26 protein-coding genes are annotated in these 26,304 nt (G+C 60.6%); 8 read left to right on the top strand and 18 right to left on the bottom strand.

The window, feature by feature from the left end:
• Nucleotide 1 precedes the first annotated feature (1 nt).
• Nucleotides 2–682 carry an urease accessory protein UreF gene (locus tag HGP12_RS04590; protein ID WP_168838397.1) on the top strand — a complete coding sequence of 227 codons (681 nt, stop codon included), beginning with the start codon at nt 2–4 and terminating at the stop codon, nt 680–682.
• Nucleotides 683–890: 208 nt separating this feature from the next.
• Nucleotides 891–1,502: an urease accessory protein UreG gene (gene ureG / locus HGP12_RS04585; RefSeq protein ID WP_168838398.1), complete on the top strand. Its 612-nt coding sequence runs from the start codon at nt 891–893 to the stop codon at nt 1,500–1,502.
• A 41-nt stretch (nt 1,503–1,543) separates the two neighbouring features.
• On the opposite strand, the gene HGP12_RS04580 is transcribed toward ureG, so the two are convergent.
• The 7 genes from HGP12_RS04580 to HGP12_RS04550 all read right to left on the bottom strand — a co-directional run bounded on the left by HGP12_RS04580 (nt 1,544) and on the right by HGP12_RS04550 (nt 10,840).
• Nucleotides 1,544–4,867 (bottom strand): efflux RND transporter permease subunit, encoded by a 3,324-nt coding sequence (locus tag HGP12_RS04580; protein WP_168838399.1) that lies wholly within the window; start codon nt 4,865–4,867, stop codon nt 1,544–1,546.
• Between the two features lie 14 nt (nt 4,868–4,881).
• The gene (locus HGP12_RS04575; RefSeq protein WP_168838400.1) at nt 4,882–6,072 is read right to left on the bottom strand and encodes an efflux RND transporter periplasmic adaptor subunit; all 1,191 of its coding nucleotides are present in this window, start codon (nt 6,070–6,072) and stop codon (nt 4,882–4,884) included.
• A 391-nt stretch (nt 6,073–6,463) separates the two neighbouring features.
• Complete coding sequence (locus HGP12_RS04570; protein ID WP_168838401.1) at nt 6,464–7,432, bottom strand: ABC transporter substrate-binding protein; 969 nt, start codon at nt 7,430–7,432, stop codon at nt 6,464–6,466.
• Between the two features lie 56 nt (nt 7,433–7,488).
• Complete coding sequence (locus HGP12_RS04565) at nt 7,489–8,622, bottom strand: ABC transporter permease (RefSeq protein ID WP_168838402.1); 1,134 nt, start codon at nt 8,620–8,622, stop codon at nt 7,489–7,491.
• Nucleotides 8,619–9,506 carry an ABC transporter permease gene (locus HGP12_RS04560; RefSeq protein ID WP_168838403.1) on the bottom strand — a complete coding sequence of 296 codons (888 nt, stop codon included), beginning with the start codon at nt 9,504–9,506 and terminating at the stop codon, nt 8,619–8,621. The genes HGP12_RS04565 and HGP12_RS04560 overlap by 4 nt, the downstream gene beginning before the upstream one ends.
• A 2-nt stretch (nt 9,507–9,508) precedes the next feature.
• Nucleotides 9,509–9,844, bottom strand: a complete 336-nt coding sequence (locus tag HGP12_RS04555; RefSeq protein WP_168838404.1) for a hypothetical protein — start codon at nt 9,842–9,844, stop codon at nt 9,509–9,511.
• A gap of 204 nt (nt 9,845–10,048) precedes the next feature.
• Complete coding sequence (locus tag HGP12_RS04550) at nt 10,049–10,840, bottom strand: ABC transporter ATP-binding protein (protein WP_168838405.1); 792 nt, start codon at nt 10,838–10,840, stop codon at nt 10,049–10,051.
• 121 nt (nt 10,841–10,961) lie between these two features.
• Here HGP12_RS04550 and HGP12_RS04545 point away from each other — a divergent pair, with 121 nt between their 5' ends.
• Nucleotides 10,962–11,375, top strand: coding sequence for a cupin domain-containing protein (locus tag HGP12_RS04545; RefSeq protein WP_168838406.1), 414 nt, complete (start codon nt 10,962–10,964; stop codon nt 11,373–11,375).
• Between the two features lie 135 nt (nt 11,376–11,510).
• Here the strand turns inward: HGP12_RS04545 and hydA are convergent, their stop codons facing one another.
• A complete protein-coding gene (hydA, locus tag HGP12_RS04540; RefSeq protein WP_168838407.1) occupies nt 11,511–12,965 on the bottom strand; it encodes a dihydropyrimidinase in 1,455 nt (484 codons plus the stop codon).
• Nucleotides 12,966–13,013: 48 nt separating this feature from the next.
• Entirely contained in the window at nt 13,014–14,267 is a 1,254-nt protein-coding gene (locus HGP12_RS04535) for a Zn-dependent hydrolase (RefSeq protein WP_168838408.1), read from the bottom strand.
• Nucleotides 14,268–14,564: 297 nt separating this feature from the next.
• Between HGP12_RS04535 and HGP12_RS04530 the strand changes: the two genes are divergently transcribed.
• The 3 genes from HGP12_RS04530 to HGP12_RS04520 all read left to right on the top strand — a co-directional run bounded on the left by HGP12_RS04530 (nt 14,565) and on the right by HGP12_RS04520 (nt 16,125).
• Nucleotides 14,565–15,215 (top strand): TetR family transcriptional regulator C-terminal domain-containing protein, encoded by a 651-nt coding sequence (locus tag HGP12_RS04530; RefSeq protein ID WP_168838409.1) that lies wholly within the window; start codon nt 14,565–14,567, stop codon nt 15,213–15,215.
• A 147-nt stretch (nt 15,216–15,362) separates the two neighbouring features.
• The gene (locus tag HGP12_RS04525) at nt 15,363–15,713 is read left to right on the top strand and encodes a hypothetical protein (RefSeq protein ID WP_168838410.1); all 351 of its coding nucleotides are present in this window, start codon (nt 15,363–15,365) and stop codon (nt 15,711–15,713) included.
• A gap of 58 nt (nt 15,714–15,771) precedes the next feature.
• Complete coding sequence (locus tag HGP12_RS04520; RefSeq protein ID WP_246703248.1) at nt 15,772–16,125, top strand: helix-turn-helix domain-containing protein; 354 nt, start codon at nt 15,772–15,774, stop codon at nt 16,123–16,125.
• A 57-nt stretch (nt 16,126–16,182) separates the two neighbouring features.
• Here the strand turns inward: HGP12_RS04520 and preA are convergent, their stop codons facing one another.
• The 4 genes from preA to HGP12_RS04500 form a co-directional block, all read right to left on the bottom strand.
• Nucleotides 16,183–17,496, bottom strand: coding sequence for an NAD-dependent dihydropyrimidine dehydrogenase subunit PreA (preA, locus tag HGP12_RS04515; RefSeq protein WP_168838411.1), 1,314 nt, complete (start codon nt 17,494–17,496; stop codon nt 16,183–16,185).
• 13 nt (nt 17,497–17,509) lie between these two features.
• On the bottom strand, nt 17,510–18,868 hold the full coding sequence (locus HGP12_RS04510; protein WP_168838412.1) for an NAD(P)-dependent oxidoreductase: 1,359 nt from the start codon (nt 18,866–18,868) through the stop codon (nt 17,510–17,512).
• A 498-nt stretch (nt 18,869–19,366) separates the two neighbouring features.
• Nucleotides 19,367–20,398 (bottom strand): sensor histidine kinase, encoded by a 1,032-nt coding sequence (locus HGP12_RS04505; RefSeq protein ID WP_168838413.1) that lies wholly within the window; start codon nt 20,396–20,398, stop codon nt 19,367–19,369.
• Between the two features lie 147 nt (nt 20,399–20,545).
• On the bottom strand, nt 20,546–21,340 hold the full coding sequence (locus tag HGP12_RS04500) for a response regulator (protein WP_112340415.1): 795 nt from the start codon (nt 21,338–21,340) through the stop codon (nt 20,546–20,548).
• 259 nt (nt 21,341–21,599) lie between these two features.
• Here HGP12_RS04500 and HGP12_RS04495 point away from each other — a divergent pair, with 259 nt between their 5' ends.
• Both HGP12_RS04495 and HGP12_RS04490 read left to right on the top strand, forming a co-directional pair.
• Nucleotides 21,600–21,806: a NepR family anti-sigma factor gene (locus HGP12_RS04495; RefSeq protein ID WP_168838414.1), complete on the top strand. Its 207-nt coding sequence runs from the start codon at nt 21,600–21,602 to the stop codon at nt 21,804–21,806.
• Between the two features lie 12 nt (nt 21,807–21,818).
• A complete protein-coding gene (locus HGP12_RS04490; RefSeq protein WP_168838415.1) occupies nt 21,819–22,370 on the top strand; it encodes an RNA polymerase sigma factor in 552 nt (183 codons plus the stop codon).
• 150 nt (nt 22,371–22,520) lie between these two features.
• On the opposite strand, the gene HGP12_RS04485 is transcribed toward HGP12_RS04490, so the two are convergent.
• From HGP12_RS04485 to HGP12_RS04465, 5 genes are all read right to left on the bottom strand, one after another.
• Entirely contained in the window at nt 22,521–22,925 is a 405-nt protein-coding gene (locus tag HGP12_RS04485) for a hypothetical protein (protein WP_168838416.1), read from the bottom strand.
• A 9-nt stretch (nt 22,926–22,934) separates the two neighbouring features.
• A complete protein-coding gene (locus HGP12_RS04480) occupies nt 22,935–23,285 on the bottom strand; it encodes a glycine zipper domain-containing protein (RefSeq protein ID WP_168838417.1) in 351 nt (116 codons plus the stop codon).
• Between the two features lie 171 nt (nt 23,286–23,456).
• Nucleotides 23,457–24,248 carry a heme ABC transporter ATP-binding protein gene (locus tag HGP12_RS04475; RefSeq protein ID WP_168838418.1) on the bottom strand — a complete coding sequence of 264 codons (792 nt, stop codon included), beginning with the start codon at nt 24,246–24,248 and terminating at the stop codon, nt 23,457–23,459.
• A 7-nt stretch (nt 24,249–24,255) separates the two neighbouring features.
• Nucleotides 24,256–25,347 (bottom strand): FecCD family ABC transporter permease, encoded by a 1,092-nt coding sequence (locus tag HGP12_RS04470; RefSeq protein WP_409526805.1) that lies wholly within the window; start codon nt 25,345–25,347, stop codon nt 24,256–24,258.
• A 19-nt stretch (nt 25,348–25,366) separates the two neighbouring features.
• On the bottom strand, nt 25,367–26,299 hold the full coding sequence (locus HGP12_RS04465; protein WP_168838420.1) for a hemin ABC transporter substrate-binding protein: 933 nt from the start codon (nt 26,297–26,299) through the stop codon (nt 25,367–25,369).
• Nucleotides 26,300–26,304: the final 5 nt, after the last annotated feature.

Raw genomic sequence — 26,304 nt, 5'->3', positions numbered from 1 at the left:
GATGACCGATACGACGGAAGATCGCGATCTGCAGGCACTCCTGCGGCTGATGGCCTGGCTGTCGCCGGCCTTTCCGGTGGGGTCCTTCGCCTATTCCGGCGGTCTCGAGCGTGCGGTACACGACGGTCTGGTGCGTGACAGCGCCGGGCTGGGAGATTGGATTTCCGCCTTGATCCAGAATGGTTCGGTGTGGAATGACGCGGTCCTGCTGGTCGAGGCTCATCGAGCAGACGGGGACATGCCGCGGCTTGCAGCAGTTGCGGAACTGGCGGAGGCGCTGGCCGGCTCGAAAGAGCGGCACAACGAGACCATGCTGCTCGGCGATGCCTTTCTTTCGGCCGCTACCGCCTGGCCGCACGAGATCTTCTCCATGCTTCCGGCAAGGACAGCCTACCCGGTTGCGGTCGGGGCGATCGCTGGCGCCCATGGCATCCCAGCTGAAAAGGCGGCCGCTGCCTTCCTGCATGCGCTGGCCTCGCAGATGGTGTCAGCCGGCATCCGGCTCGGTGTCAGCGGACAGAAGGACGGCGTCGCCATTCTCGCGCGACTGGAGGGTCTTTTTGCCGCTATGGCGCGGCGGGCGGCGCACTCCAGCCTCGATGATCTCGGTTCGGCGAGTGTGCAAGCGGATATCGCCAGTCTGCGCCATGAAACCCAGGGCACGCGGCTTTTCCGTTCGTAATGCGCGCCATCGGGAAAATATCACAATCGAGGCTTCACCTACGTCATTCGCCGCTGTGCGGCGGCCGACCGCTTCGCTATGCTAGAGCAATTCCAGGAAAAGTGCGCAGCGGTTTTCCGTCCGGAATTGCGAGAAAACAAAGAGATAGAGCGGTTCACAGATTCTGCGAAAAGCCGAACCGCTTTAGCGCTTTATCGGAGTTGCAAGCATGAAATCGAGACATGGACCCTTGCGCGTCGGCATCGGCGGCCCAGTCGGATCCGGCAAGACGGCGCTGACCGAGAAGCTGTGCAAGGCGATGCGCGACGACTATTCCGTCGCCGTCATTACCAACGACATCTATACGACGGAGGATGCGGAAGCGCTGGTGCGGATGCAGGCGCTGACCTCGGACCGCATCGTCGGCGTCGAAACGGGCGGATGCCCGCACACCGCGATCCGCGAGGATGCGACGATCAATCTGCAGGCCATTGCCGGCCTGAACGAGCGGCTTCCCGATCTTGACGTGGTCTTCATCGAATCCGGTGGAGACAATCTGGCGGCGACCTTTTCGCCCGATCTTGCCGATATCACCATCTATGTGATTTCGGTGTGCCAGGGGGAGGAAATCCCGCGTAAGGGCGGTCCCGGCATCACCAGGTCCGACCTCCTCGTCATCAACAAGAAGGATCTGGCGCCCTTCGTCGACGTGGATCTCGAGGTTATGGATCGTGACGCCAACCGGATGCGCCAGGCGCGGCCCTTCGTGTTTTCCGACATGAAGCGGGGCGAGGGCGTCAGCGCGATCGTCAGTTTCCTAAAAGAACAGGGCGGCCTTTAAGCCGCCCCGTCATCATCGGTTTTGCTCGGTCAAGAGGACCGCTATTCGGCCGCGAAGGGCGGCAGTTTCAGCACATTCGTGCCTATAGACTTTGTGCCCCTGACATTCCTGTCTTCAATAGCTTCCAGACGCTCTTCCAGGGTGGCGAGCGATTGGCGGTTTTCATTGACGGCGGCTGCCAGGCCTTCCTTGGTCACCACCTCGTCATCCGCATCCTTCCGGCCGACAAGCTTTCCGAAGAGGAAGCCGAGCAGGCGCGACAGGTCATCCATGATCAGGAAGAAGGAGGGGACGACCACCAGGCTAAGCACGGTGGAAACGATGATGCCGCCGATCACGGCAATCGCCATCGGCGCGCGGAAGGAGCCGCCTTCGCCGACACCGAGAGCGGATGGCAGCATGCCGGCCGACATGGCGATCGAGGTCATGATGATCGGGCGGGCGCGCTTGCGACCGGCCTCGACGACGGCCTCCAGGCGCGGCATACCCTGATGCATCATCTCGATGGCGAAATCGACGAGAAGAATGGCATTCTTCGTCACGATGCCCATCAGCATCAGGATGCCGATCATGACGGGCATCGAAAGCGCATTGCCGGTCATGATCAAGGCCAGTGCCACGCCGCCGATCGCCAGCGGCAGCGACAGCAGAATGGTGAAGGGCTGGATCACGTCCTTGAACAGCAGGATCAGCACGGTCAGGACGAGCAGAAGGCCGAGCAGCATAGCGTTGCCGAAGCTTTGCTGCATTTCCTTCTGGATCTTGGTGTCGCCGCTTTCCGCCAGATGCACGGTTGCCGGGATCTTGGCGCTGTTGACGATATTGAGGAAATGTTCCGATGCCGTATCCAGCGCCACGCCCTGCGGCAGGTCAGCGCCGATGGAAACGACGCGGTAACGGTTGTTGCGCTTGATGGACGACAGTCCTTCCGAATAGTCGATGTCGGCGACGCTCGACAGCGGCACCGTGATGCCCGAAGCGGTCTTGATGCGAAGCGCCCGGATCGCCGAGAGATCGCGACGCATGCCGAGCGAGGCCTGCACGCGGATCGGGATCTGGCGATCGTCGAGCGAGATCTTCGCAAGCGAAGCGTCGATATCGCCGATGGTTGCCACGCGAATCGTGTCCGAAATCATCTGCGGCGTGATGCCGAGGCGTGCCGCCTCGTCCTTGCGCGGATAGATCTGTAGTTCGGGACGCGGCAGGGCACCGTCGGCGCTGACATTGGCAAGCGCCGGATCGGTGCGAAGCTTGGCCTCCAAAATGCCCACTGCCCGGTTCAGATCCTTCTCGCTGCGCGAGAGGAAGTTATAGGTCAGGTCGCGGTCGCCACGGTCGTTCAGTTTGGTGATGCGGACGTCGGGGATCGAGTGAAGCTTGGCGAAGACTTCCTTTTCCACGTCCCATTGCGGGCGCTCGCGGCCATGCACGGTGACCTTCGGCAGGTAAGGTCCGATGACGGGCAGCGAGCCAAGGACGTCGTTCACCAACTTCTTCGTCAGCGACTGATCGAGCTTGCCGAGCGTCAGCGTCACGGTGGCGCGGCGCAGTTCCAGATCGCCCTTCGGCGAAGCGCCGCCAAGAACGAAGACATTTTCAACGCCGTCGATGCCCTTGACGCGCCGGTAGATCTCATTGGTCGCCTGCTCGGTATCGTCGAGCCGTGCGTTCGGCGGCAGTTCGGCCGAGAGCACGATGCGCGAGGAATCGTCAGGCGGAATGAAACTGCCGGGAACGAATATCACTAGGGCGGCGACGGAGGCGATCGAGAAGGCGAAGGCGGCAAGCAGCGTCGGATAGCGCGTGTACCAGCGCTTCGTCGTCTGCCGCACCAGCCAGCTATAGCCGCGCATGAAGCGGCCGTCATTGTCGTGATGATCGTCGACACCGTCTTCGGCACGCATCAGATAGGCAGCCATCATCGGCGTGATCAGACGCGCCACCAGCAGCGAGAAGAACACCGAGAAGGCGACGGTCAGGCCGAACTGAATGAAGTACTGGCCCGGGATACCAGGCATGAAGGAGACCGGCACGAAGACCGCGATGATGGTGAAGGTCGTCGCGATGACGGCCAGGCCGATCTCATCGGCGGCGTCGATGGAGGCGCGATAGGGCGTCTTGCCCATCTTGATATGGCGGGCAATATTCTCGATCTCGACGATGGCGTCGTCGACGAGGATGCCGGTCGCCAGCGTCAGCGCCAGGAAGCTGATAAGGTTCAGCGAGAAACCGATCTGGCTCATGATCCAGAATGTCGGGATCGCGGACAGCGGCAGCGCAACCGCTGATATCAGCGTCGCGCGCCAGTTCCGCAGGAACAGGAACACCACGATGACGGCGAGTATGGCGCCTTCGAGCAGCGTATGCATCGCGGACTCGTAGTTGCCATAGGTGTAATAGACGGAATCGTCGATCATCTCGATCGAGACGTTCGGGTTTTCGGTCCGCACCTTGTCGAGCGTATCGCTCACCGTCTTTGCGACGGTCACTTCGCTGGCGCCCTTGGCGCGGAATACGCCAAAGGTGACGACGGGCGTGCTGTTGAAGCGGGAGAAGGATTTCGGCTCCTGATAGGTATCCTTGATCACGCCGAGAGCGGAGAGCTTGACGAAGCGGCCGTTGGTGAGCGCGATCGTCGTGTCGGTAAGCTGGGCGACATCGCGGGCGTCGCCGAGCACACGGATCGCCTGCTCGCTGCCGGCTACCTGGCCACGGCCGGAGCCAAGGTCGATATTGGTGCTGCGCAGCTGCTGGCTCACCGAAAGCGCTGTTATGCCGTAGGCGTTCAGCTTGTTGGGGTCGAGTTCGATGCGCACTTCGCGGTCGGCGCCGCCATAGCGGTCGACGCGGCCGATGCCCGCCTGACCCTGCAGGGCGCGCTTGACCGTATCGTCCACGAACCAGGACAGCTCTTCCAGCGTCATGTTCGGCGAGGAAACGGCAAAGCTCTGGATCGCCTGTCCTTCGACATCGACCTTGGAAACGATAGGTTCATCGATCGTCGACGGCAGGTTGCCGCGGATGCGGTCGATGGCGTCCTTGGTGTCCTGAACCGCCTGCTGCGTCGGCACTTCCAGGCGGAAGATGACGACGGTCTGCGATTGGCCGTCCGTGACGGTCGACTGGATCTCGTCGATGCCGTTGATGCTGGCGACGGCGTCTTCGATCTCCTTCGTCACCTGCATTTCGAGTTCGGCCGGGGAGGCGCCGCTCTGCGTCACGGTGACATTGACCACAGGCACGTCGATATTCGGGAACCGGGTGATGGGCAGGTTGAAGAAGGCGTGTGCGCCCACCACCATCAGCAGGAAGAAGCCGAGGAGCGGGGCGACCGGATTTCGGATTGACCAGGCGGAGAAGTTCATCTTGCCGTTCTCGCTCAGTTGGAGGCTTGCGACGCATCGCGGACGGGCGTGATATGGTCGCCGTCGCGAACATAGGCACCGGCCTTGGCGACGACCTCGTCACCGGCCTTCAGGCCCTTGAGAATCTCGACATAACCTGCGTCCTGAATGCCGGTCTCGACATTCACGAACTTGACCACGCCGTTCTCGACCTTGCGGGCGGAGGAGCCGTTTTCCTCGCTGTTGACTGCCGTCAGCGGCAGGGCGACGCCATCCTCCTGGCGAATGATGATCTCGGCGCTGCCATACATGCCGGCGCGCGCCTTCTCGCCGTCGTCGATCGAGATGTGCACCGCGCCGAGGCGGGTGAGGGAATCCACGATGGGGGCGACGAGGCGGACGGTTCCGGTAAGCTTCTCGCGGCTGCCGGAAAGGGCGATGAGAGCCTTCTGGCCGATGACGATCTTGGTGATATCGCTTTCGGACACATCGACCACCAGTTCGAGCCGGCTGTCGCGGATGATGGTGAAGAGCGGATCGCCGCTGCCGTTGGCGATCGCGCCGACGCGGGCGTTGCGCGAGGCGACGGTGCCCGCGACAGGCGTCTTGATGCCGGTGCGGGCAAGCTTCAGGTCGGTGTCGGCGATCTGGCTGTCGGTGACCTTGAGATCCGCTTCGGCAACGGCGATTGCCTGCTCTGCTGAAACCACGCGTGCCTTGTTGGCGGCGGCGGACGCATTCGCCTGTTCGACGGAGGAGGTCGACATTGTGCCCTTGGCACCCATTGCGACGGCACGGACGCGCTGTAGTTCCGCTTCTTCAGCGTTGGCGTGCGCCTCGGTCAGCTGCGCGCGCAATTGTGCAAGACTGGCCTCGCCCTTTGCTCTTGTCGCTTGCATCTGGCTCTTCTGAAGGATCAATGCATCGTCGTTCAGCGTGGCAAGCGTGCTGTTCGCCTCGACTTTGTCGCCGACATCGGCATTGAGCGAGCGGATCGAGAGACCATCCACCTGCGGCTGGATGTAAACCTCCTCGACGGCCTTGACCGTGCCGGTCGCAACGACCTTGTCGGTCAGGTGGCGCATCGTAGCTTTGGTGATGACGATCGCCGGCAGGTTCTGCTTCGGCGTCGTGACGGCGGATTGCTCGGCCAGCGCGGCGGGTGCCGCCAGCAGGGAAAGCAGGATGGCGGTCGTGCTTAGAAGTCTAAACGGCGTGGGGGCCATGCGTCCAGTTCCAGTTCAGCGTTGGCAAAATGGATTTCGCTGTTTTCCGTCGCGAACACGGGGATCGATGCATGCGTGCCGGCTTCTCCGGCGGATCAATATCCGTCTGTCATGCCTTGCAGGTCCCTCATCCTAAAATCGCACCTATAGATGGGAGCGTTTTTCAATTCTCACAAGATCACGAGAAAATGATTTCGCGGGTATTTCTATCCTTCGCAACCTTGCGAAGCAATCACGGCATTGTGATGTCAGCATTCGAATAGTTGATAACCGAGGGCTTTTCCGCCAAGTTTTGCGCGAAAGCCAGCCTTTTGTTGCCGCTGTTACAAAATGAAAAAAACGCGCGGGGCCTGAAACCCCGCGCGTTTTAGTCTCTAAGAGTACTCCGGGCTTATTTCAGAGCAGCGTCCGTGACCTCATGCGTATAGGCGCCGGACGGTTTCTTGTTGATGATCTTCTGGTCGAGCAGGGCTTCGACCGTGCGGTCGTAAAGCTTCGTGTCGAGCTTGCCGTTGCCGATCAGCTTGGCGACTTCGCCCATCATGCGCTTCTGGTGGTTTTCGTCCTGGCCGCCATTGTCCATCACAATCCCGGCGGCCTCATCCGGATGCTCGACGGCATATTTCCAGCCTTTCATCGAGGCGCGGACGAACTTGACCATATCGGCCTTGAACTTCGCATCCTTCAGCTTGTCTTCCTTGACATAGAGGCCGTCTTCCAGAAGGTCGACACCGAGCTTGGTGTAATTAAAGACGGTCAGGTCTTCCTGCTTGAAACCGGCATCGATTGCCTGCCAGTATTCATTGTAGGTCATGACAGAGATGCAGTCGGCCTGCTTCTGGACGAGCGGCTGCACGTCGAAGCTCTGCTTGAGCACGGTGACGCCGTCCTTGCCGCCATCGGTCTTCAGGCCGATCTTGTGCATCCAGGCGAAGAAGGGATATTCGTTGCCGTAGAACCAAACGCCGAGCGTATGCCCCTTGAAATCCTTCTCCGTCTTGACCGAGCCATCCTTGGGGCAGATCAGTTCGAGGCCGGATTTCTCGAAGGGCTGGGCGATGTTGACCAACGGCACGCCCTTTTCGCGGGCAACCAGCGCGCCACCCATCCAGTCGACGATGACATCGGCGCCGCCGCCGGCGATCACCTGTTCCGGGGCGATATCCGGGCCGCCCGGCTTGATGTCGACGTCAAGGCCTTCTTCCTTGTAGAACCCCTTGTCCTTGGCGACGAAATAGCCTCCGAACTGACCCTGGGCCACCCATTTCAGCTGCAAGGTCACCTTGTCGGCGGCCATCGCGGCCTGCGTAGCAGCCAGCGTCATCGTACTTGCCATCAATGCGAACATCAGTTTTTTCATGTTCTTTACCCTTTTCCCTCTGAAGTTATGCCTTGATCCCTTGAGGAGACCCCGGATTACGTCTGCCCACCGCGGATAGACGGATGCCAGAACGTCACCATTCTCTCGACAATGGCGACGATACCGTAGAAGACGGAACCTGCAACCGCTGCAATCGCGATCTCGGCCCAGACCATGTCGAGGTTCAACCGACCATTTTCGGTCGAGATGCGGAAGCCCATGCCCGACATGGGAGTGCCGAAGAACTCCGCCACGATGGCACCGATGAGGGCCAAGGTCGAGTTGATCTTCAGCGCATTGAAAATAAAGGGAGCGGCGGCCGGCAGGCGCAGCTTGAACAGCGTCTGCCAGTAGCTCGATGCATAGGTGCGCATCAGGTCACGCTCCATGTTGCCCGCCGCGGCAAGGCCCGCCACAGTGTTCACCAGCATCGGGAAAAAGGTCATGACGACGACGACGGCCGCCTTCGATTGCCAATCGAAACCGAACCACATGACCATGATCGGCGCAACGCCGATGATCGGCAGAGCGGAGACCAGATTGCCGATCGGCAGCAGGCCGCGGCGCAGGAAGGCGAAGCGGTCGGCAAGGATGGCGACGATGAAGCCGCTGGAGCAGCCGATGATGTAGCCGATCAGAACCGATCGGAAGATCGTCTGCTGAACATCCGTCCAGAGGATCGATATGGAGCCGGCAATGCGGGCGCCAATGGCGCTCGGCGGCGGCAGGAGGATGAATGGAATACCGGCCCCGCGTGTCACCGCTTCCCAGATGATGATGATCCAGACCCCGAAGATCACCGGGATCAGCAACCGTAATGTATAGCTGTCGGCGGTCGATTTCACCCGAATGGCCGACAGGATGGAAACGCAACGCCAGGCAAGCAGCCACGCCGCGGCGAGGAGGATAAAGAATGAGGCCGCCGCACTGCCTTCGTTGCCCGATATTCCAGCCAGCAACAGCCAGGCGGCCGCGTGCGCGGCGAAGAAGAGGATCGCCGCGCAGAGGGTTGCAGGCAGGTTCATGAAGGAAATCGTGGCTGCGGCGGCAATAAGAATGAAAATGACGAAGGTGGTGCCGCTACTGAAGGGCGTGGCGGCATCGGCGGCGAGCAGCGGCAGCATCGGAAGCGCAGCGAGGCAGAGAAGCAGGGAGAGCGTACCTTGCCACGACGAATGAAAATTCCTCATGCCGCACGGCCTCCCATGGCACGATCGACGATGCGCGCCGCGATGCTGACGGCGGCAACCAGCGCGGCCGCCAGGATCGAGCCGGCGACGAGCGTCGCCCATATGTCGATCGTCAGGCTCTGATACGAGCCTGCGAGAAGTTTGGCGCCGATGCCGGCGACTGCGCCTGTCGGCAATTCACCAACGATCGTGCCGGTGAGGCTCGCGGCGATTGCGACTTTCATCGAGGTAAAGAGGAAAGGGATCGAGGCGGGCACGCGCAGTTTCCAGAAAGTCTGCGTGGCGCTGGCATTGTAGGTACGCATCAGGTCGAGATGCATGACCTCCGGCGATCGTAATCCCTTGACCATGCCGACGGCGACGGGGAAGAAGGAGAGGTAGGTCGAGACCAGTGCCTTGGGAATGAGGCCGGTAACGCCGATCGAACCCAATACGACAACGACCATCGGCGCGATCGCAAGGATCGGTATGGTCTGCGAAGCGATGATCCATGGCATCAGGCTGCGATCCAGAGCGACCACATGCACGATGCCGACCGCGATCAGGATGCCGAGAACGGTACCGAAGGCGAAGCCGACAGCGGTCGAGGACAGGGTCACCCAGGCATTGTAGACGAGGCTGCGGCTGCTTGTGGGAGCGCGAAGGAAGGTGTTTTCGAAAACATTCTGGGCCACTTGGTGCGGTGCCGGCAGGATCGGCTTTGGCTGCGACAGCGTCTTGCCAATGAATTCCATCGCCGTCGGGGAGAGATTGCCGCGCCTGTCGAGATCGCGCTGGAACGGCGAATTGAGGATGACCGCGAAGACATACCAGAGAACCAGGATTGCCAGGACGATGGTCGTGACGGGCAGGAACTTGTGCTTGAAGAACTGTTCCCTTTCCATGATCATGCCCTGCCTTGCGCAGGAAACAGCATCAAGACCATGGCGACGATGCCGAGACCCACGCCGGCGAGCTGCTGCAGGCTTAGTCGCTCGCCGAAAATAATGAAGGCGATGACGTTGACGACGACGAGCTGGGCGATGGAGGAGGCGGAGATCGCCAAGCCAAGCCCGCCCTCGCGCATCAGCCGCACCATCATCAGATTGCCGATGCAATAGAGGATAAGCGCCAGGATCAGCACCAGAACGTTGTTGTTGATGACATAGGCGCGCGAGGCTGTGGCACCACTGATGAAGATCGCCATGGCGCCGGTAAGCCAGAGGAGGAATTGCGGGTTCATGATGCCCCTCCCGTTGTGGCAAAGCCCCTCATCCGGCCTGCTGGCCACCTTCTCCCCGTCATGACGGGGAGAAGGGGATAGTAGCGCCCACAGCCTTCCCTCCAGCGAACGAGATTGGCGGTCGTGTCGAGGTCGTTCCCTCTCCCCGTGCACGGGGAGAGGGCTAGGGTGAGGGGCTGCCGTGCGACGGAGCTATCCATGGTCCTATTCCTCATAGCTATGTCCGGCCCGCAAGCCTTCGCGGACGCGATGGGCGATTTCCAGGAATTCCGGCGTTTCGCGAATGCCGAGCGGGCGTTCGAGCGGCAGCGTCGATTCGATGACATCGGTGACGCGGCCCGGACGGGGCGACATGACCACGATCTTGGTGGAGAGATAGACCGCCTCCGGGATGGAGTGGGTGACGAAGCAGATGGTCTTGTTCGTCTGCTTCCACAGTTTCAGCAGCTGTTCGTTGAGGTGGTCGCGGACGATTTCGTCAAGCGCGCCGAAGGGTTCGTCCATCAGCAAGAGGTCGGCATCGAAAGCCAGCGCGCGAGCGATCGAGGCACGCTGCTGCATGCCGCCCGAAAGCTGCCAGGGGAATTTCTTCTCGAAGCCGCTGAGATTGACGAGTTCCAGGGTCCGGGCAATGCGCTTGGCCTGCTCTTGCCTGTCGTAACCCATGATTTCGAGCGGCAGCGCAATGTTTTTCTCGATGGTGCGCCAGGGATAGAGTGCGGCGGCCTGGAAGACATAGCCATAGGCGCGGGCCTTGCGTGCTTCCTCCGGCAACATGCCGTTGACGGTAATATCGCCTGAACTCTTCCGCTCGAGATCGGCGATGACACGCAGGAAAGTGGTCTTGCCGCAGCCCGACGGGCCGATGAAGGAGATGAAATCACCCTTGCGGACATCGAGATCGACATTGCTCAGCGCATGCACCGGCCCGTCATTCGTATCGTAGGTGAGACAGAGATTCCGCGCGGAGACGACGGAGGAAGCGGATGACGTCATTAACACCTACCAGTCCTGATTTCGCCGCATGGTTGGGGCGGATTGCGTGTTATCCTGCTTGGCATTGCTGCAGCTCGAAGGGGCGAGGGTGCCTTGCTGCTGGATCCAGGGGAGCAATGCCATGAGTGTTTCATCGAACCCCACCTGCCGTGTCGTGCGGCCCGGCGGCGCCTATGCCGGAAAACAGGGCTTCAGCTATTTTGAAGGGATTGCTGCCGAGACAGTGGGCTCGACGGGGATTTGCATGCATCTCCTGACGATACCGCCGGGTGCTCGCGCCAAGGCGCATCTTCACGTCTCGCACGAGACGGCGATCTATGCGATTTCCGGCGAGACACATTGCTGGTTCGGCGATGAACTGGAAGAACACGTCATCGTTCGCGAAGGCGAGATGTTCTATATTCCGGCCGGCGTTCCGCATCTTCCAGCCAATCTCAGCGATCGGCCGGCGATAGCGGTCATCGCCCGCACTGATCCGAACGAACAGGAAGGCGTCGTCCTGCTGCCGGATCTGGAGCGGTACGTGCCGCGCTAGAGCCGTTTCGCTTTTCTTCGAATCGCGAAAATGATCTATCTCTTTGTTTTTACGCAATTCCGGATGGAAAACCGCTTCGCACTTTTCCTGGTATTGCTCTAGGCGGCCGATGAGCCGAAGCGCCGTGCCCAAGCGTCATACCCCGCTGGCGGGGATGCCGCTGCGCTGCACCTTGCGCGGCGCTGTGACTTCTTTCCAAGTCGAAAGCGCGCGGTTGACGGCGGTGAAGGGATCGCGCCTGACGAACTCGCCATGGCCCTCCTTCGTCTTCACCGTGCCTTCCTCGATGGCGACGACGCCCCGCGTCAGCGTATAGCGCGGCAGGCCGGTCACTTCCTTGCCTTCGAAGACATTGTAGTCGATCGCCGACTGCTGTGTCTTGGCGGCGATGGTCTTCGAACGCTTCGGATCCCAGACGACGATATCGGCATCGGCGCCTACAAGGATGGCGCCCTTTTTCGGATAGACGTTGAGGATCTTGGCGATGTTGGTCGACGTGACGGCGACGAATTCGTTCATCGTCAGGCGGCCGGTGTTGACGCCATGGGTCCAGAGCATCGGCATGCGGTCTTCAAGTCCGCCGGTGCCGTTCGGGATCTTGGTGAAATCGTTAAGACCGAAGCGCTTCTGCTCGGTCGTGAAAGCGCAATGGTCGGTCGCGACCACCTGCAGCGAGCCGGATGCGAGGCCGGCCCAGAGGCTGTCCTGATGCTGCTTGTTGCGGAAGGGCGGTGACATGACGCGGCGGGCGGCATGATCCCAATCCGCATTGGCATATTCGCTTTCGTCGAGCGTCAGGTGCTGGATCAGCGGTTCGCCATAGACGCGCATGCCCTTCTGGCGGGCGCGGCGGATGGCTTCATGCGCCTGTTCGCAGGAGGTATGGACGATATAGACCGGCGAGCCAGCCATGTCGGCGATCATGATGGCGCGGTTCGTCGCTTCGCCTTCGACCTCGGCCGGGCGGGAATAGGCATGCGCTTCCGGGCCGTTATTGCCTTCGGCCAGCAGCTTCGCCTGCATCTGCGCGACCACGTCGCCGTTTTCCGCATGGACGAGCGGCAACGCACCGAGCTCGGCGCAGCGCTGGAAGGAGGAGAACATCTCGTCGTCATCCACCATCAATGCGCCCTTATAGGCCATGAAATGCTTGAAGGTGTTGATGCCCTTGTCGCGGACGATGGCCTCCATCTCGTTGAAGACCTGCTCGCCCCACCAAGTAATCGCCATGTGGAAGGAATAGTCGCAGTTTGCTCGCGTCGACTTGTTGTCCCACATGGTCAGCGCCTCGAGCAGTGACTGGCCGGGCGAGGGAAGCGCAAAATCCACCACCATCGTCGTGCCGCCGGCAAGAGCCGCGCGGGTGCCGCTCTCAAAATCGTCGGAAGAATAGGTGCCCATGAACGGCATTTCGAGATGCGTATGCGGATCGATGCCGCCGGGCATGACATAACAGCCGGAGGCATCCAGCACTTCGCTGCCCGCGAGATTCTGCCCGATCTCGACGATCTTGCCGCCTTCGACCTTGACGTCCGCCTTATAGGTCAGGTCGGCCGTAACGATGGTTCCACCCTTGATGACTGTGCTCATGGTGCGTGCTCCAGATGTGTGAGGTTCCGATGTTGGGAATCGTGGCCGTCAAGCCACGATCTCCGCCGTCTCGACGACTGCGTGGAACAGCACATCCGCGCCGGCGGTCGCCCATTCCTTGGAGATTTCTTCGGCTTCGTTGTGCGAGAGGCCGCCGACGCAGGGGCACATGACCATCGTGGCGGGAGCGACCTTGGCAGCCCAGCAGGCATCGTGGCCCGCACCGGAGATGAGGTTCATGTGGCTGTAGCCGAGCCTTTCGGCGGCGTCGCGCACGGAGGCGACGAGCTTGGGATCGAAGGTCACCGGCTCGAAATGGCCGATGGCTTCCACCGAGCAGCCGACGCCGAGGGCGTCACAGATCTCTTTCGCTTCCGCTTCGATCCTGGCGCGCATGCGGTCCAGCTTTTCCTTGTCGGGCGTGCGGATGTCGACGGTGAAGACCACTTTGCCGGGCAGGACGTTGCGCGAATTCGGCGAGAAGAAGACCTGGCCGACGCCGCCGACGGCGCCCGGCTGGCTTTCCATCGCCACGCTCTGCACCATCTCGACGATCCGCGACATGGCAAGACCGGCATTCACGCGCAGGTTCATCGGCGTCGAGCCGGTATGTGCTTCCTTGCCGGTCAGCGTGAATTCCAGCCACCACAGGCCCTGACAGTGCGTGACGACGCCGATGGTCTTGTCTTCGGCTTCGAGGATCGGACCCTGCTCGATATGATATTCGAAATAGGCGTGCATCCTGCGGGCGCCGACTTCTTCATCGCCCAGCCAGCCGATGCGCTTCAGCTCCTCGCCATAGGTCTTGCCGTCCGGATCCTTGCGGCCATAGGCGAATTCCAGCGAATGCACGCCGGCGAAGACGCCGGAGGCGAGCATGGCGGGCGCGAAGCGCGCACCTTCTTCGTTGGCCCAGTTGGTGACCACGATCGGGTGCTTGGTCTTGATGCCGAGGTCGTTCATCGTGCGGACGACTTCGAGGGCGGCGAGCACGCCGAGGACACCATCATACTTGCCGCCCGTCGGCTGGGTATCGAGGTGCGAGCCGACATAAACCGGCAGCGCGTTCGGGTCGGTGCCGGCGCGGGTTGCGAACATCGTGCCCATCTTGTCGACGCCGACGGTCAAGCCGGCCTTGTCGCACCATGTCTTGAAAAGGCTGCGTCCCTCGGCATCGGCATCCGTCAGGGTTTGACGATTGTTGCCGCCGGCAATGCCGGGACCGATCTTTGCCATATCCATCAGCGTATCCCAAAGGCGATCGCCATTGATACGCATGTTTTCTCCTGGCGCTGCCACCATGATGCAATCCTCACCTGTTTGTCCCGAAGCATGCAAGGCGCATGCCCGATTGTTCCCGTGGTCTATTCAGAGCGGTGTCTTGTTTTTCTCGCCCGGAAAATCCCCAGTTGCCTTTAAGAAACATCTGACGGATAATTTGACCGATTGGTAAACATTACAACTTCCGTGGCGCGGCTCAAGACGAAAAGCACGAAAATTTCCGATAAAATTTCAGGCGATTGCTTAAATCCGATGCATCGGCAGGGTGGATGAGGGCGCGGCCGAAAGGCTTGGATTTCAAGGAGAAACAGAGCACACATGGCCATCCCGAGAGCCGCCAAGACGCAGCGCCGCACCCGTATCCAGGAAGAGAAAGAGGAAATCATACTGGAAGCCGCGCTGGACGTATTTTCTGTCAGCGGCTTTCGTGGCTCGACCATCGACCAGATCGCCGAAGTCGCCGGCATGTCGAAGCCCAATCTACTTTATTATTTCCGCACCAAGGAGGCCATGCATCGGGCTCTGATCGACCGGGTGCTGTTTACCTGGCTGGAACCACTGCGCGCCTTCGACGCCAATGGCGATCCCGAAAGCGAGATTCGCTCCTATATCCGCCGTAAGCTCGAGATGGCCCGTGATTTCCCGCGCGAAAGCCGGCTCTTCGCCAATGAGATGCTGCAGGGCGCGCCGCATGTGGAGGACGAGCTGCGTGGACCGTTGAAAGCCCTTGTCGACGAAAAGGCGGAGGTCATCCGTGTCTGGGCCAGGAACGGCAAGATCGCCAAATGCGATCCCTATCACCTGATCTTCTCGATCTGGTCGACCACGCAGCATTATGCGGATTTCGACGTGCAGGTGCGTGCGGTCTTGGGGCCGGAACATTCGGGCGAGGGGCGTTTCGAGGACGCCGCCCGCTATCTGGAGCAGCTTTTCGTCGATGGGCTTCGCATTCGAGGACCACACGGCTAGAGCGCCGCATGTCCAAACGGCGCTGATTTTATTGGATTTTTCCAAATTCTTAGAATTTTTCTCGCGTTAAGGGTGTGGTATCGATTCGCACCCTATATGGCTGGTTGCTGCATAACATAGATATTGATTTTAGTCGGTCATTGGCCTATGAAAAAGATAGGGATCAAGACGGATGTTGCTTTTCGTTTTGTGAATGAAGCCACATTTCATCCCGTATGCACGGTCGAAATTCAAACGCCGGATGGTGTGATTTCGGTGATGGCTGAGCCTCAGATGGTCGGGAACGCGCTCTATCTTCGCGGCTTCCATATCCAAGGCGAGGACATTTTAATGAACGACCTTGGAGCGCATCGTCTCAGAAATCTGGCGGAGATCGCTATGGAGGAAATGGAGTGTCATGAACTCGTCGTTGAAGGAGCGGTTCGAACGACTGGGGCCGGTCGAGGACGTACGCTGCGGCCAATCCGGTTCACCCGTCGCGATATCCCTGCATTTTGACCAACCCGTAAAGGGTTTCCGATCTATTTCCGCGGTCCATGCCTTGGTGAAAGGCGGAATGTCCATGCTGGCGGCGAAGAAAGCTATCGAGCGAGCGATGGAAAAGGGACAGGCGACCATGCTCGTCCCGCATGTCGACAGCCAGGCCGATCTTGCACGCGAACTGGAGGAGACTGGGCTCGTCGTGAAGGCGGTCGCCTTCCGTCCGATCGATGTCAGGGAAATTCGCCGGAAACTCGGTCTAACCCAGGAGCAGTTCGCGCTTCGCTTTGGCATCGATCTGGAAACGCTCCGCAATTGGGAGCAGGGCAAACGGTCGCCGGACAAAACAGCGCAAAGCTATCTGCGCGCCATAGAACGGATGCCGGAAGAAATCCAGGCGGCTCAGGAAGACCGTATTCTCAAGTTTTAACAACGGAAACACCCGCCCGGACGTGCCGGACGGGTATGCTTTTCGCATCTGCCGCTATTACTCCGCCGCCTGCCGCGCCATTGGATTGTTCGGATGGGTCGTCCAGTTGGCGTAGTTCGGGTCGACGATCTTGCCGGTGCGCTTGTCGAGGGCGCCGGCCGGCAGTTCTTCCATGGTGATGCAGTTCTCGACGGGGCAGACGTTGACGCAGAGATTGCAGCCAACGCATTCCTCTTCAATCACCTCGAAGCGCCTGACGCCATCGACGAAGTTGGTGATTGCCTGGTGCGAGGTGTCCTCGCAGGCGATGTGACAGCGGCCGCACTTAATGCAGGCATCCTGATCGATCTTCGCCTTGGCGATGTAGTTGAGGTTGAGATATTGCCAGTCGGAGACATTCGGCACGGCGCGGGCGATAATATCGTCCAGAGTGCGGTGCCCTTTTTCGTCCATCCAGTCGGAAAGGCCCGTGATCATCTCCTCGACGATCTTGAAGCCGTAGGTCATCGCAGCGGTGCAGACCTGCACGTTGCCGGCGCCGAGCACCAGGAATTCCGCCGCATCGCGCCAGATCGTGATGCCGCCGATGCCTGATATCGGCAGGCCGTAGGTATCAGGATCGCGAGCAATCTCGGCCACCATGTTGAGTGCGATCGGCTTCACCGCCGGACCGCAATAGCCGCCATGGCTGCCCTTGCCGCCGACCGTCGGATTAGGGGCGAAATTGTCGAGGTCGACCGACACGATCGAGTTGATCGTATTGATCAGCGACACCGCGTCGGTGCCGCCGGCCTTGGCGGCGCGGGCGGGTTTGCGGATATCGGTGATGTTGGGCGTCAGCTTGGTGATGACGGGCATGCGGGTGTACTGCTTGCACCAGCGCACGACCATTTCGATATACTCGGGCACCTGTCCCACAGCGGAGCCCATGCCGCGCTCGGACATGCCGTGCGGACAGCCGAAATTGAGCTCGATGCCGTCGGCTCCGGTTTCTTCCACCAGCGGCAGGATGGCTTTCCAGGCCTCTTCCTCGCAGGGAACCATGATCGAGGCGATCAATGCGCGATCCGGCCAGTTCATCTTCACCTGCTTCATCTCGCGCAGGTTGGTGTAAAGGTCGCGGTCGGTGATCAGCTCGATATTGTTGAGGCCGAGCAGGCGGCGGTCGGCGCCCCAGATCGCGCCATAGCGCGGGCCGTTGACGTTGACGACCGGCGGTCCTTCTTCGCCCAAGGTCTTCCAGACCACGCCGCCCCAGCCCGCCTTGAAGGCGCGCTCGACATTGTAGGCCTTGTCGGTCGGCGGCGCGGAGGCCAGCCAGAACGGGTTCGGGGATTTGATACCAACGAAATTATTGCGGAGATCAGCCATGTCGGTTCTCCTTTCAGGCGACTGCAGCGGCCGGCTTCACGGAGCCAAGCGCGCGGTTGATGGATTCGGCCGCGTCGCGACCCTGCGCTACGGCCGAGACTGTCAGGTCATCGCCGCCGAGCACGCAGTCGCCGCCGGCCCATACGCCTTCGATCGAGGTCCGGCCCTCGCCATCGATGGCGATGCGGCCGGATTCCATGCGCAGGGCGCCAAGGCCTGATGCCTCGAACGTCTGGCCGATCGCCTTGAAGATCTGATCGGCGGCAATGACACCGACATCGCCGGTGCCGGCAAGCTTGCCGTCGCGCAGCTCGGTATATTCGACCTCGATGCCGGCGACCTTTCCGTCCTTGTCGAGGATGCGCTTCGGGGCCAGCCAATGGCGGATGATGACGCCCTTCGAGGCGGCGAGATCCTGCTCGAACTCGGAGGCGTTCATATGCTCCTTGCCGCGGCGATAGCAGATCGTCACCTCTTCGGCGCCAAGCAGCTTGGCCTGTACGGCCGCGTCGATCGCGGTCATGCCGCCGCCGAGGACGACGACGCGGCGGCCGATGGCGATATCGGCCTTGCTGCTTGCCTGGCGGAGCTCGGCGATATAGGCGACGGCGTCTGCAACGCCATCGAGATCTTCGCCTTCGGCGCGCAGCGCGTTGACGCCGGCAAGGCCGAGGCCGAGGAAGATGGCGTCATATTGCTGGGAGAGGTCGGAAAGGCTGAAATCGCGGCCAAGCGCCTGGCCGTTCTTAACTTCGATGCCACCGATGGCGAGAACGTAGTCGACTTCCTTCTGGGCGAAATCGTCGACCGTCTTGTAGGTGGCGATGCCATATTCGTTGAGACCGCCGGCCTTTTCGCGGGCGTCGAAGATGGTGACGTCATGACCCTTCACGGCAAGACGATGGGCGCAGGCGAGACCGGCAGGTCCGGCGCCGATGACGGCGATCCTCTTGCCGGTGGATTCGGCGCGTGAATAGAACTGCTTGTTCTCGGCCATCGCCGTGTCGGTCGCATAGCGCTGCAGCCGGCCAATCTCGACCGGACGCTCTTCGGCAGTGTTGCGCACGCAAGCCTGCTCGCAGAGCTGCTCGGTGGGACAGACGCGGGCGCACATGCCGCCGAGGATATTCTGATCGAAGATCGTCTTGGCCGAACCGATCGGGTTGCCCGTCGAGATCTGGCGGATGAACATCGGAATGTCGATGGAGGTGGGACAGGCCGTCATGCACGGCGCGTCGTAGCAGAAATAACAGCGGTCGGATGCGACCAGCGCCTCGTGTTTGTTCAGGCGCGGATGAAGATCGGAAAAATTCGCATCATATTCGGCTGGCGTGAGCCTGCCTTTATGAATCCCAGTTTCCAGTCGTCCCATTGAAGTTCCCTCTTATAGTAAACGGCTAGTACTGAAACGGTAACTCAGGTTAAAAAATTTATCAAACGGTAAATTTTTGTCGTCGCACGAGGTGTCCAACGTGTGCTGAGCCGCGCGAGGAAGCATGCGGTTTCGATCGATCGCAGTCGTTCAACTATATGTTTTTAATGGATTTTATTCTGCTGCCGGAGGAGGATTCCGATGAGGCGGCCATGTCGCTGCGACAGCAGGCATCGACCGAGGTGCGACCCTCGCCGCGCGGGCATTCCGGAGAATATGAAGAACAGGTGAATTTTTTCGCGGCGGCATGGAACCAAGGGTCCGCAGCGTCGTTATGACCGTATCCTGACGATGATCGCATCTCCTGATGCACGCCCAATAACATCTCAGGATTATACTCACGGTCCCCTCCCGATGAGTGCAAAGCAGCCAGTGCGCCGCCCTCGCACTGGCTGTTTTCCTTTGTCTCCTGCATAATTTCCAAGGCGTTACAGCGCCTCAGCGGCGTCGCAGGATCTCGTATTCAGTCTCAGGAATGGTGAGGCGATAGCCGATGCTGCCGTCCGTGATGGCGAAATCGGCGTGGCCGTTCATCGAGGTCGGCACGACGCGCTCGAGCACGGTGCGGCTGAAGCTGTTATCTTCGAATTCATGATCGGAGGGCGTATAGAAGCGCTCCGACCAGGCCACCTCGATTGCCTTCTTGCCGTCGAGTTCGGCCTCCTTGCAATTCAGTGTGATGCTGGTGGCGCCCGTCGAAATCGCGCCATGCGAGGCGGAATTGACGATCAATTCATGCAGCGCCAGTCCCAGGTGCACTGCGGCATTGGGCGTCAGATGGGCATTGATGCCATAGATCGGCAACGGCACGCCGGCATCGGGCCAGTAGGGAGCGAACTGCTTTTCCGCGAGTTCGAACAAATATGCACCGCGCCAGCTCGAATCCGTGATGAGATCCTGCGAATTCGAGAGGGATTGCAGGCGCCCACGGAACTTGATGAGAAAATTGTCGACGGAAAGCGTGTGGCGCGCAGTCTGCGTGGCAATGCCCTGTATGATCGCCAGCAGGTTCTTGGAGCGATGCGACAGTTCGCGCAGCAGCGATTTCAGGACTTTTTCGCGATGGCGGCTCTCGGTGATTTCGGAAATGACCGAGAGCACGCCTTGCGGCTTTCGCCCGCCGATGCGCTCCATCTTCAGCTCGTAGATGCGAGCGCCGTCGCCGCTTGCCATCTCAACTTCGGCGGTCGCGGACTTGCCGCTTTCGAGCACGCCCTGCTTCAGGCGCAAAAGATGCTCGCCGTCCTTTTCGCCGAACAGATGCGAGTCGTTGCCTCCGACGACAAGGGACGGCCGCAGCTGGTCCGGCAGGTTGTCGGCGAAACGGATTGCTAGATTCACGTCCTGAAACAGGATCGACACGTTGGCGCTTGTAAGCGCCCGCTCCATCAGAGCCGCTTTGCCTTCCAAACTCAAAGGCGCGCCGGGTAATGGTTCAGACGTATTCACCGGCTTGCCTTTCACTCGCATTTTGAGAAGCCCGCCGATAGGGCATTCTCATTCCCAAGAACTCGAGCCGACCTATAAAATGACCCTGCATAACAGTCGGTAAACCGGCCGTTCTGTACGCCAACGTCCGGTCGTTATCTTTGTTCCGCTTCGGAGGGGGGACTTCGATCAGGCAGCCACCTTTGTGGTTTCGTTAAAGAAAAGGGCCTGGCTGATCAGGGCCTTAACCATATCGGGATTGAACGGCTTGGTTACGAGGAAGGTCGGCTCCGGCCGCTCGCCCGTCAGCAGCCGCTCCGGGAAGGCGGTGATGAAGATCACCGGTATGCTGGCCGTCTTGAGAATGTCGTTGACGGCGTCGATACCCGAACTGCCGTCGGCAAGCTGGATGTCGGCAAGCACCATGTTCGGCTTTGTCGCATTATAGAGAGCGACGGCTTCGGCGTGCGTGCGGGCAATGCCGGTGACGCGATGCCCCAGGCTTTCCACCATCTGCTCGATATCCATCGCGATCAGCGGTTCGTCCTCGATGATCATGATATCCGTCGCCACCTGGCGCGAGATTTCCTGGGAGGCCGTGTCGAGAAGATGCATGGCTTCGCTTTCCGAGACGTCAAGGATATCGGCGATCTCGCCGAGGCGGAAACTTTCAACGGAGGCAAGCAGGAACGCCTGGCGGGCAAGCGGCGACACCTTGGAAAGGTTCACCGAGGCACGCTGTTCCCAGGCAAAGGGCGACATTGGCTCGGGAATCTGAAGCGTCACGGAACCGAACAGCTTCGTGAACAGTTTATATAGGGCGACACGGTCGCTGTCCGTGTCGGGAAAGATGGAGATGTCAGCGATGATGGCTTCCAAAACCGCAGCAACATAGGCGTCCCCCGACGTCTGCGTTCCGGTCAAAGCACGTGAATAACGCCGCAAATACGGAAGATGCGGCGCAATGCGTGTGGAAAGTGTCATCAATGGCTCCCGCCTTTTATCAAATTCTAATTAAATACAGCGCGGACGCTGCAATGACTAATAAACGTCAGTTGAGTAAAAAAGTTCCTCTTTGGCGGAACTTTTTTTAGGCAGTCGCATTACAATGCTTACAATCTGTAGACCTCATCCTTTACGATTCGTTAGGCAACAGATTTGAATGAGGTCAATCGCTCTCCTGACGGAGACAAAGGTGCGCTTATCCATGAACGCGAGACAATTGAGAAGCGAGCGGGCTATAATGACTATCCAAAATCACGAGGACGCAGACAAGAAGGCATCCGACCTGCGCGCGGTAGATATCCTCGACCCTAATAATCAAATCGGCAACCGGCTGCGTTCGTTCTATGCTACCATGCAGGACGAAGCCATTCCCGATCGCTTTCTCGATCTGCTCGAGAAGCTTGATCAGGCCGAACGCCTGGCTTCCGCAAAGGTCTCCGAATAGGAGGTGGGCGTCATGGAAACCCAATCGAGCTTCAAGCGCGAACTTCTCGCGGCCCTTCCGAGCCTGCGTGCCTTCGCTATTTCCCTGACCGGCCGCCACGATCGCGCCGACGATCTTGTCCAGGACACGATCATGAAGGCATGGGCCAAGCAGGATCATTTCGAGATGGGCACGAATATGAAAGCCTGGCTCTTCACCATCCTGCGAAACGAGCTCTATAGCCAGATGCGCAAGAGCGGCCGCGAGGTGCAGGATACCGACGGCGTGTTTACCGAATCCATGGCAACTCACCCCTCTCAATATGGGGCGGTCGACCTGCAGGATTTTCGCAAGGCACTGGAGCAGTTGCCGCCGGATCAGCGTGAAGCCATCATCTTGGTGGGTGCGTCCGGATTCTCCTATGAGGAAGCCGCCGAAATTTGCGGCTGCGCGGTCGGTACCATCAAGAGCCGCGTCAACCGCGCCCGCCAGCGCCTGCAGGAGCTGCTGGATATTTCCGGCGAGGCGGATTTCGGTCCGGATGCCACGTCAGCGCCGCTGACCTCCAAGGCATTCGCCTTCTGACAAGAAACCCGGTCTCTCGACCGGGTTTCTTTCATTGAATCATTTCACACGGGGATTTGTGCTTCCCTTTGCCCAACCGAGGCGTATTGCTCCCGATTTTCTTCAATCCTACTTGCAGGCTTTGAAGGGCAGGCTTTGAAGGCCGGCGGATCAATCCTCGTCGTCTTTCGTCGCGAAGACGTTGCCGAATACGAGGGCTGCTGCGATGGCTGCTGTCAGCAGCGGCTGCTTGCGCACAAGGCCGAGGGCCGCTGCCGCCATCGACTCCATTGCCAGCCGGCGTTCGCGCGCCCGGCGCTGCTCCTGCTGGTTGATGATGGCCATGATGACAAGGACGATGAGCCCGAGGAGCAATGCGCCCGCCGCAATCAGCAGTGCCGAGACGGCTGCGCCGTAGATCGTCGCAAGCCAGATGGCTGCGGAGATCAGCGCGAAGGCATAGGCCGTCAACAACAGGAGGGCCGCAATGGCGATGAAAATACCGTTGCGCTTAGTCCGCGCAACGGTGCGGTTGAAGGTGCCCGACAGAAGCAGGCCAAGGATCGGAGCGATCATCCCGCCACCCTAGCGGCGAGACAGAAGCAGGGCGACGGCAAGGCCGAATGCAGCAGCCGCGCCGATGGTGGCGACTGGATGCTGACGCACAGTTCTGCGCATTTCGCGCGAGCCCCTTGCATAGCCGCGCTGGAGATCCCGCAGCAGTTCCTCGCCACGAACCGTCAGGTCATCGAAACCGGACTCGGCGCTGGCGCGCAGTTTCCTGCTCTGCTTGGCGCTGTTGTCACTAACCAGCTTGGCGAAAGCTGCAACTTCCTCGCGCAGCGATTCGATCTGCTGCTCAATGCTTGCCTCGACATCCTGCAGGCTGCTGCCATTGCGCTTGCCGCGCACCGAATGGAGAATGGATGTAGCCATGTTCAGCTCCCTTTCGCTTTGCTTGGGCGCCCTGTCGGACACCTATAGTTCGCGGTGATCGGAGGTCATCCAACGGACCAGACGATCGAGCGTTCGAAACATCGATTCCGATCGCATGGTTTCAACGCGCGGATGCAACAAAAAGTTCCAGAATGCGCGATGGAAGCAAGGTCAGTCGATCAGCGCGCTGTGGGCTAGAACGAAGGGGGCGCCATCGGCCGGAATGCGGTTGACCTGCAGGTTGCAGCCGAAGACGTCCTGAAGATGCCGGTCCGTCAGCACGTCCTTGACAGCGCCCTCGGCCTGCAGCCGGCCGTTCTTGAGCAGAATCATCCGGTCGGCAAAGAGCGCAGTCAGGTTGAGATCATGCATCACGGCGATGACGCCGCCGCCGCGCCGGCAGAATTGCCGGGCAAGCGTCATGATGGTGAGCTGGTGGCTGATATCGAGGCTGGAGACCGGCTCGTCGAGAAGCAGCCAGCAGGGCATGCCGTCGATGACGGGTTCCGGGATCTGGCAGAGCACGCGGGCAAGCTGCACGCGCTGCTGTTCGCCGCCGGAAAGCTCCTGGTAGAAGCGCCCTTCGAAGCCGCCAAGATCGACGGCGGCAAGGGCCTCGGCGGCCGTGCGGTCTGCCTGTTCCGGCTGACGGTTGCGTCCGCTGGTAAGGCCCATTCGTACGATTTCACGGACGGTGAAGGGGAAGGAGATGGAGCTTGCCTGTGGCAGGACGCCCCGCATTTCGGCAAGCTGCCAGGCTTCCAGCTTGCCGATTTCGGTGCCGTTTATCTGCACGGAGCCGCGATAGGCCAGTTCGCCGGAGACCGCTTTCATCGTGGTGGTTTTGCCGGAGCCGTTCGGGCCGCAGATCGCCGTCAGCGTCCCGGCCTCGGCCGTGAAGGATATGTCCTGCACGACGGCCTTGCCGGAAAGCCGGACGCTCAGATTGGAGACATCGATCATCGCAGGCTCACAGGCTGAGGCGCGAGCGCTGCCGCAGCAGCATCCACAGGAAGAAGGGACCGCCGACGCCCGCCGTCAGGATGCCGATCGGCAATTCCGCCGGGGAAACCACGGTGCGCGCCGCCACATCGGCAATGATCAGCAATGCGCCGCCGAGCAGCGCGGAAGCCGGCAGGAGGAAGCGGTGGTCGGGTCCGATGACCATGCGCAGGATGTGCGGCACCACGATGCCGACGAAGCCGATGCCGCCGCTGACGGCGACAGAGGCGCCGACGGCCGCGGCCACGCTGACCACGGCGATATTCTTCAGCCGCTGCACCGATATCCCCATGTGAAAGGCGGCAGCCTCGCCAAGCGTCAGTGCGTTCAAGCCGCGTGCCATGAAGGGAAGCGGCAGGAGAGAAAGGACGATGATGGGGCCGGCACCGCCGACCTTGCTCCAGGTCGAGCCCGCCAACGAGCCCATGCTCCAGAAGGTGAGGTCGCGCAATTGCCGGTCGTCGGCCATGTAGATGAGGATTCCCGTTGCCGCGAGAGCGAGGGAACCGAGCGCAATGCCCGCAAGCAGCATGGTCGCGATGGACGTCTGCCCCTGCCTGGTTGCGACTTTATAAAGCAACATGGTCGTCACCAGGCCGCCGATGAAGGCTGCGAGGGGCAGGGCGAAGATACCGAAGAAATGCGCGACCGGACCAAGAATGCCGCCGCCGAGAGCGATCATGGACACGGCACCGAGGCCGGAGCCGGCGGACACGCCGATCAGGCCCGGATCGGCCAGCGGGTTGCGGAAGAGACCCTGCATGACCGCCCCCGATACCGCCAATCCGCCGCCGATCAGGAAACCGAGAATGGCGCGGGGCAGGCGGATGTCGAAAATGACGATACGGTCGCGATTGCTGAGCGCGCTTTCCGCGCCGCCGCCCAGCATGCCTGTCATCACGTCGACGACCGAAGCATTCGAGGCGCCTGTCGTAATGGAGAAGAAAAATGCAGCGGCGGAAACCAGAGCGAGGCCGGCGATGACGAGGATCGCAAGTGTGGTGCGATCCCCCTCGCGACGGCGTGCCGTGGTTTGCGACATCTGCTTCAATCCTGCCATGGCATCGTTGAATGCCACGTCAGCCTCCGTAGATCGCCGTGTTCAACTCGCGAATGGCGCTTGCGGTGCGCGGTCCGAAGCCGAGCAGGTGCAGGCCGTCCATGCGCACGATCGTCTTGTGGCTGGCGGCCGGCGTCAGCGAAATCGCCGGCTGCTTGAGCAGATCCTCGTTCGATATCGACAGCGGTCCCTCGCGATCCATGATGAGGATGACGTCGGGCTTGGCTTCGATGATCGCTTCATCCGTCACCGACTTGTAACCGGAAAAGCCACTGATCGCATTGACGGCGCCGGTGAGCTTGATGATGCCGTCAGCAGCCGTGTTGCTGCCCGATGCAAGGATCTTGCCGTTCTGGTTGCTGAGCACGAAGAGCACGCGCTTGCGCGCGGTTTGCGGACGCTTGGCGGAATCGGCAATTGCCGCATCGAGATCGGCCGCGACCTTGTCTTCCAGTGCCTTTGCCTTTTCGGGTACGCCGAGCAGCGCGCCGACGATCTCTATCTTCTTCAGAATGCCGTCGCGGTCATACTGCTGCGGCACGGTTTCGAAGGGCAGGCTGGCGTTGCGCAGCACGGCAAGCGCCTCCGGCGGGCCGGAGCCCTCGACGGCGATGATGGCTGTCGGATTGACGGCGAGGATGCCTTCTGGCGACAAAGCGCGCATATAGCCGACATCGGGAAGCTTGGTTGCTTCCTTGGGATAGAGGCTCGTGGAGTCGCGGGCGATGAGTCGCTTTTCCTCGCCCAGCGCATAGACGATCTCGGTGACATCGCCGCCGATGGAGACGAGGCGCGACGTATCCGGCTTGGGCGTTTCGGCCGCATGCGCGTGGCGTACGAGGCTGCCGAAACCGGCAATCGGATTGGCCGGCACGAGCGGCAAGGCCATCACCACCATGGTCAGGGCGACTTCCCACGGCCTGATGCGCTTGAAGTTCCTAAACATCGTCATGAACC

Origin of the sequence: Rhizobium sp. P28RR-XV (assembly GCF_012641385.1) — a bacterium.
Taxonomy (GTDB): domain Bacteria; phylum Pseudomonadota; class Alphaproteobacteria; order Rhizobiales; family Rhizobiaceae; genus Rhizobium.
The sequence above is the reverse complement of the archived record's forward strand: the minus strand, read 5'-3'. Positions and strand labels throughout refer to the sequence as shown.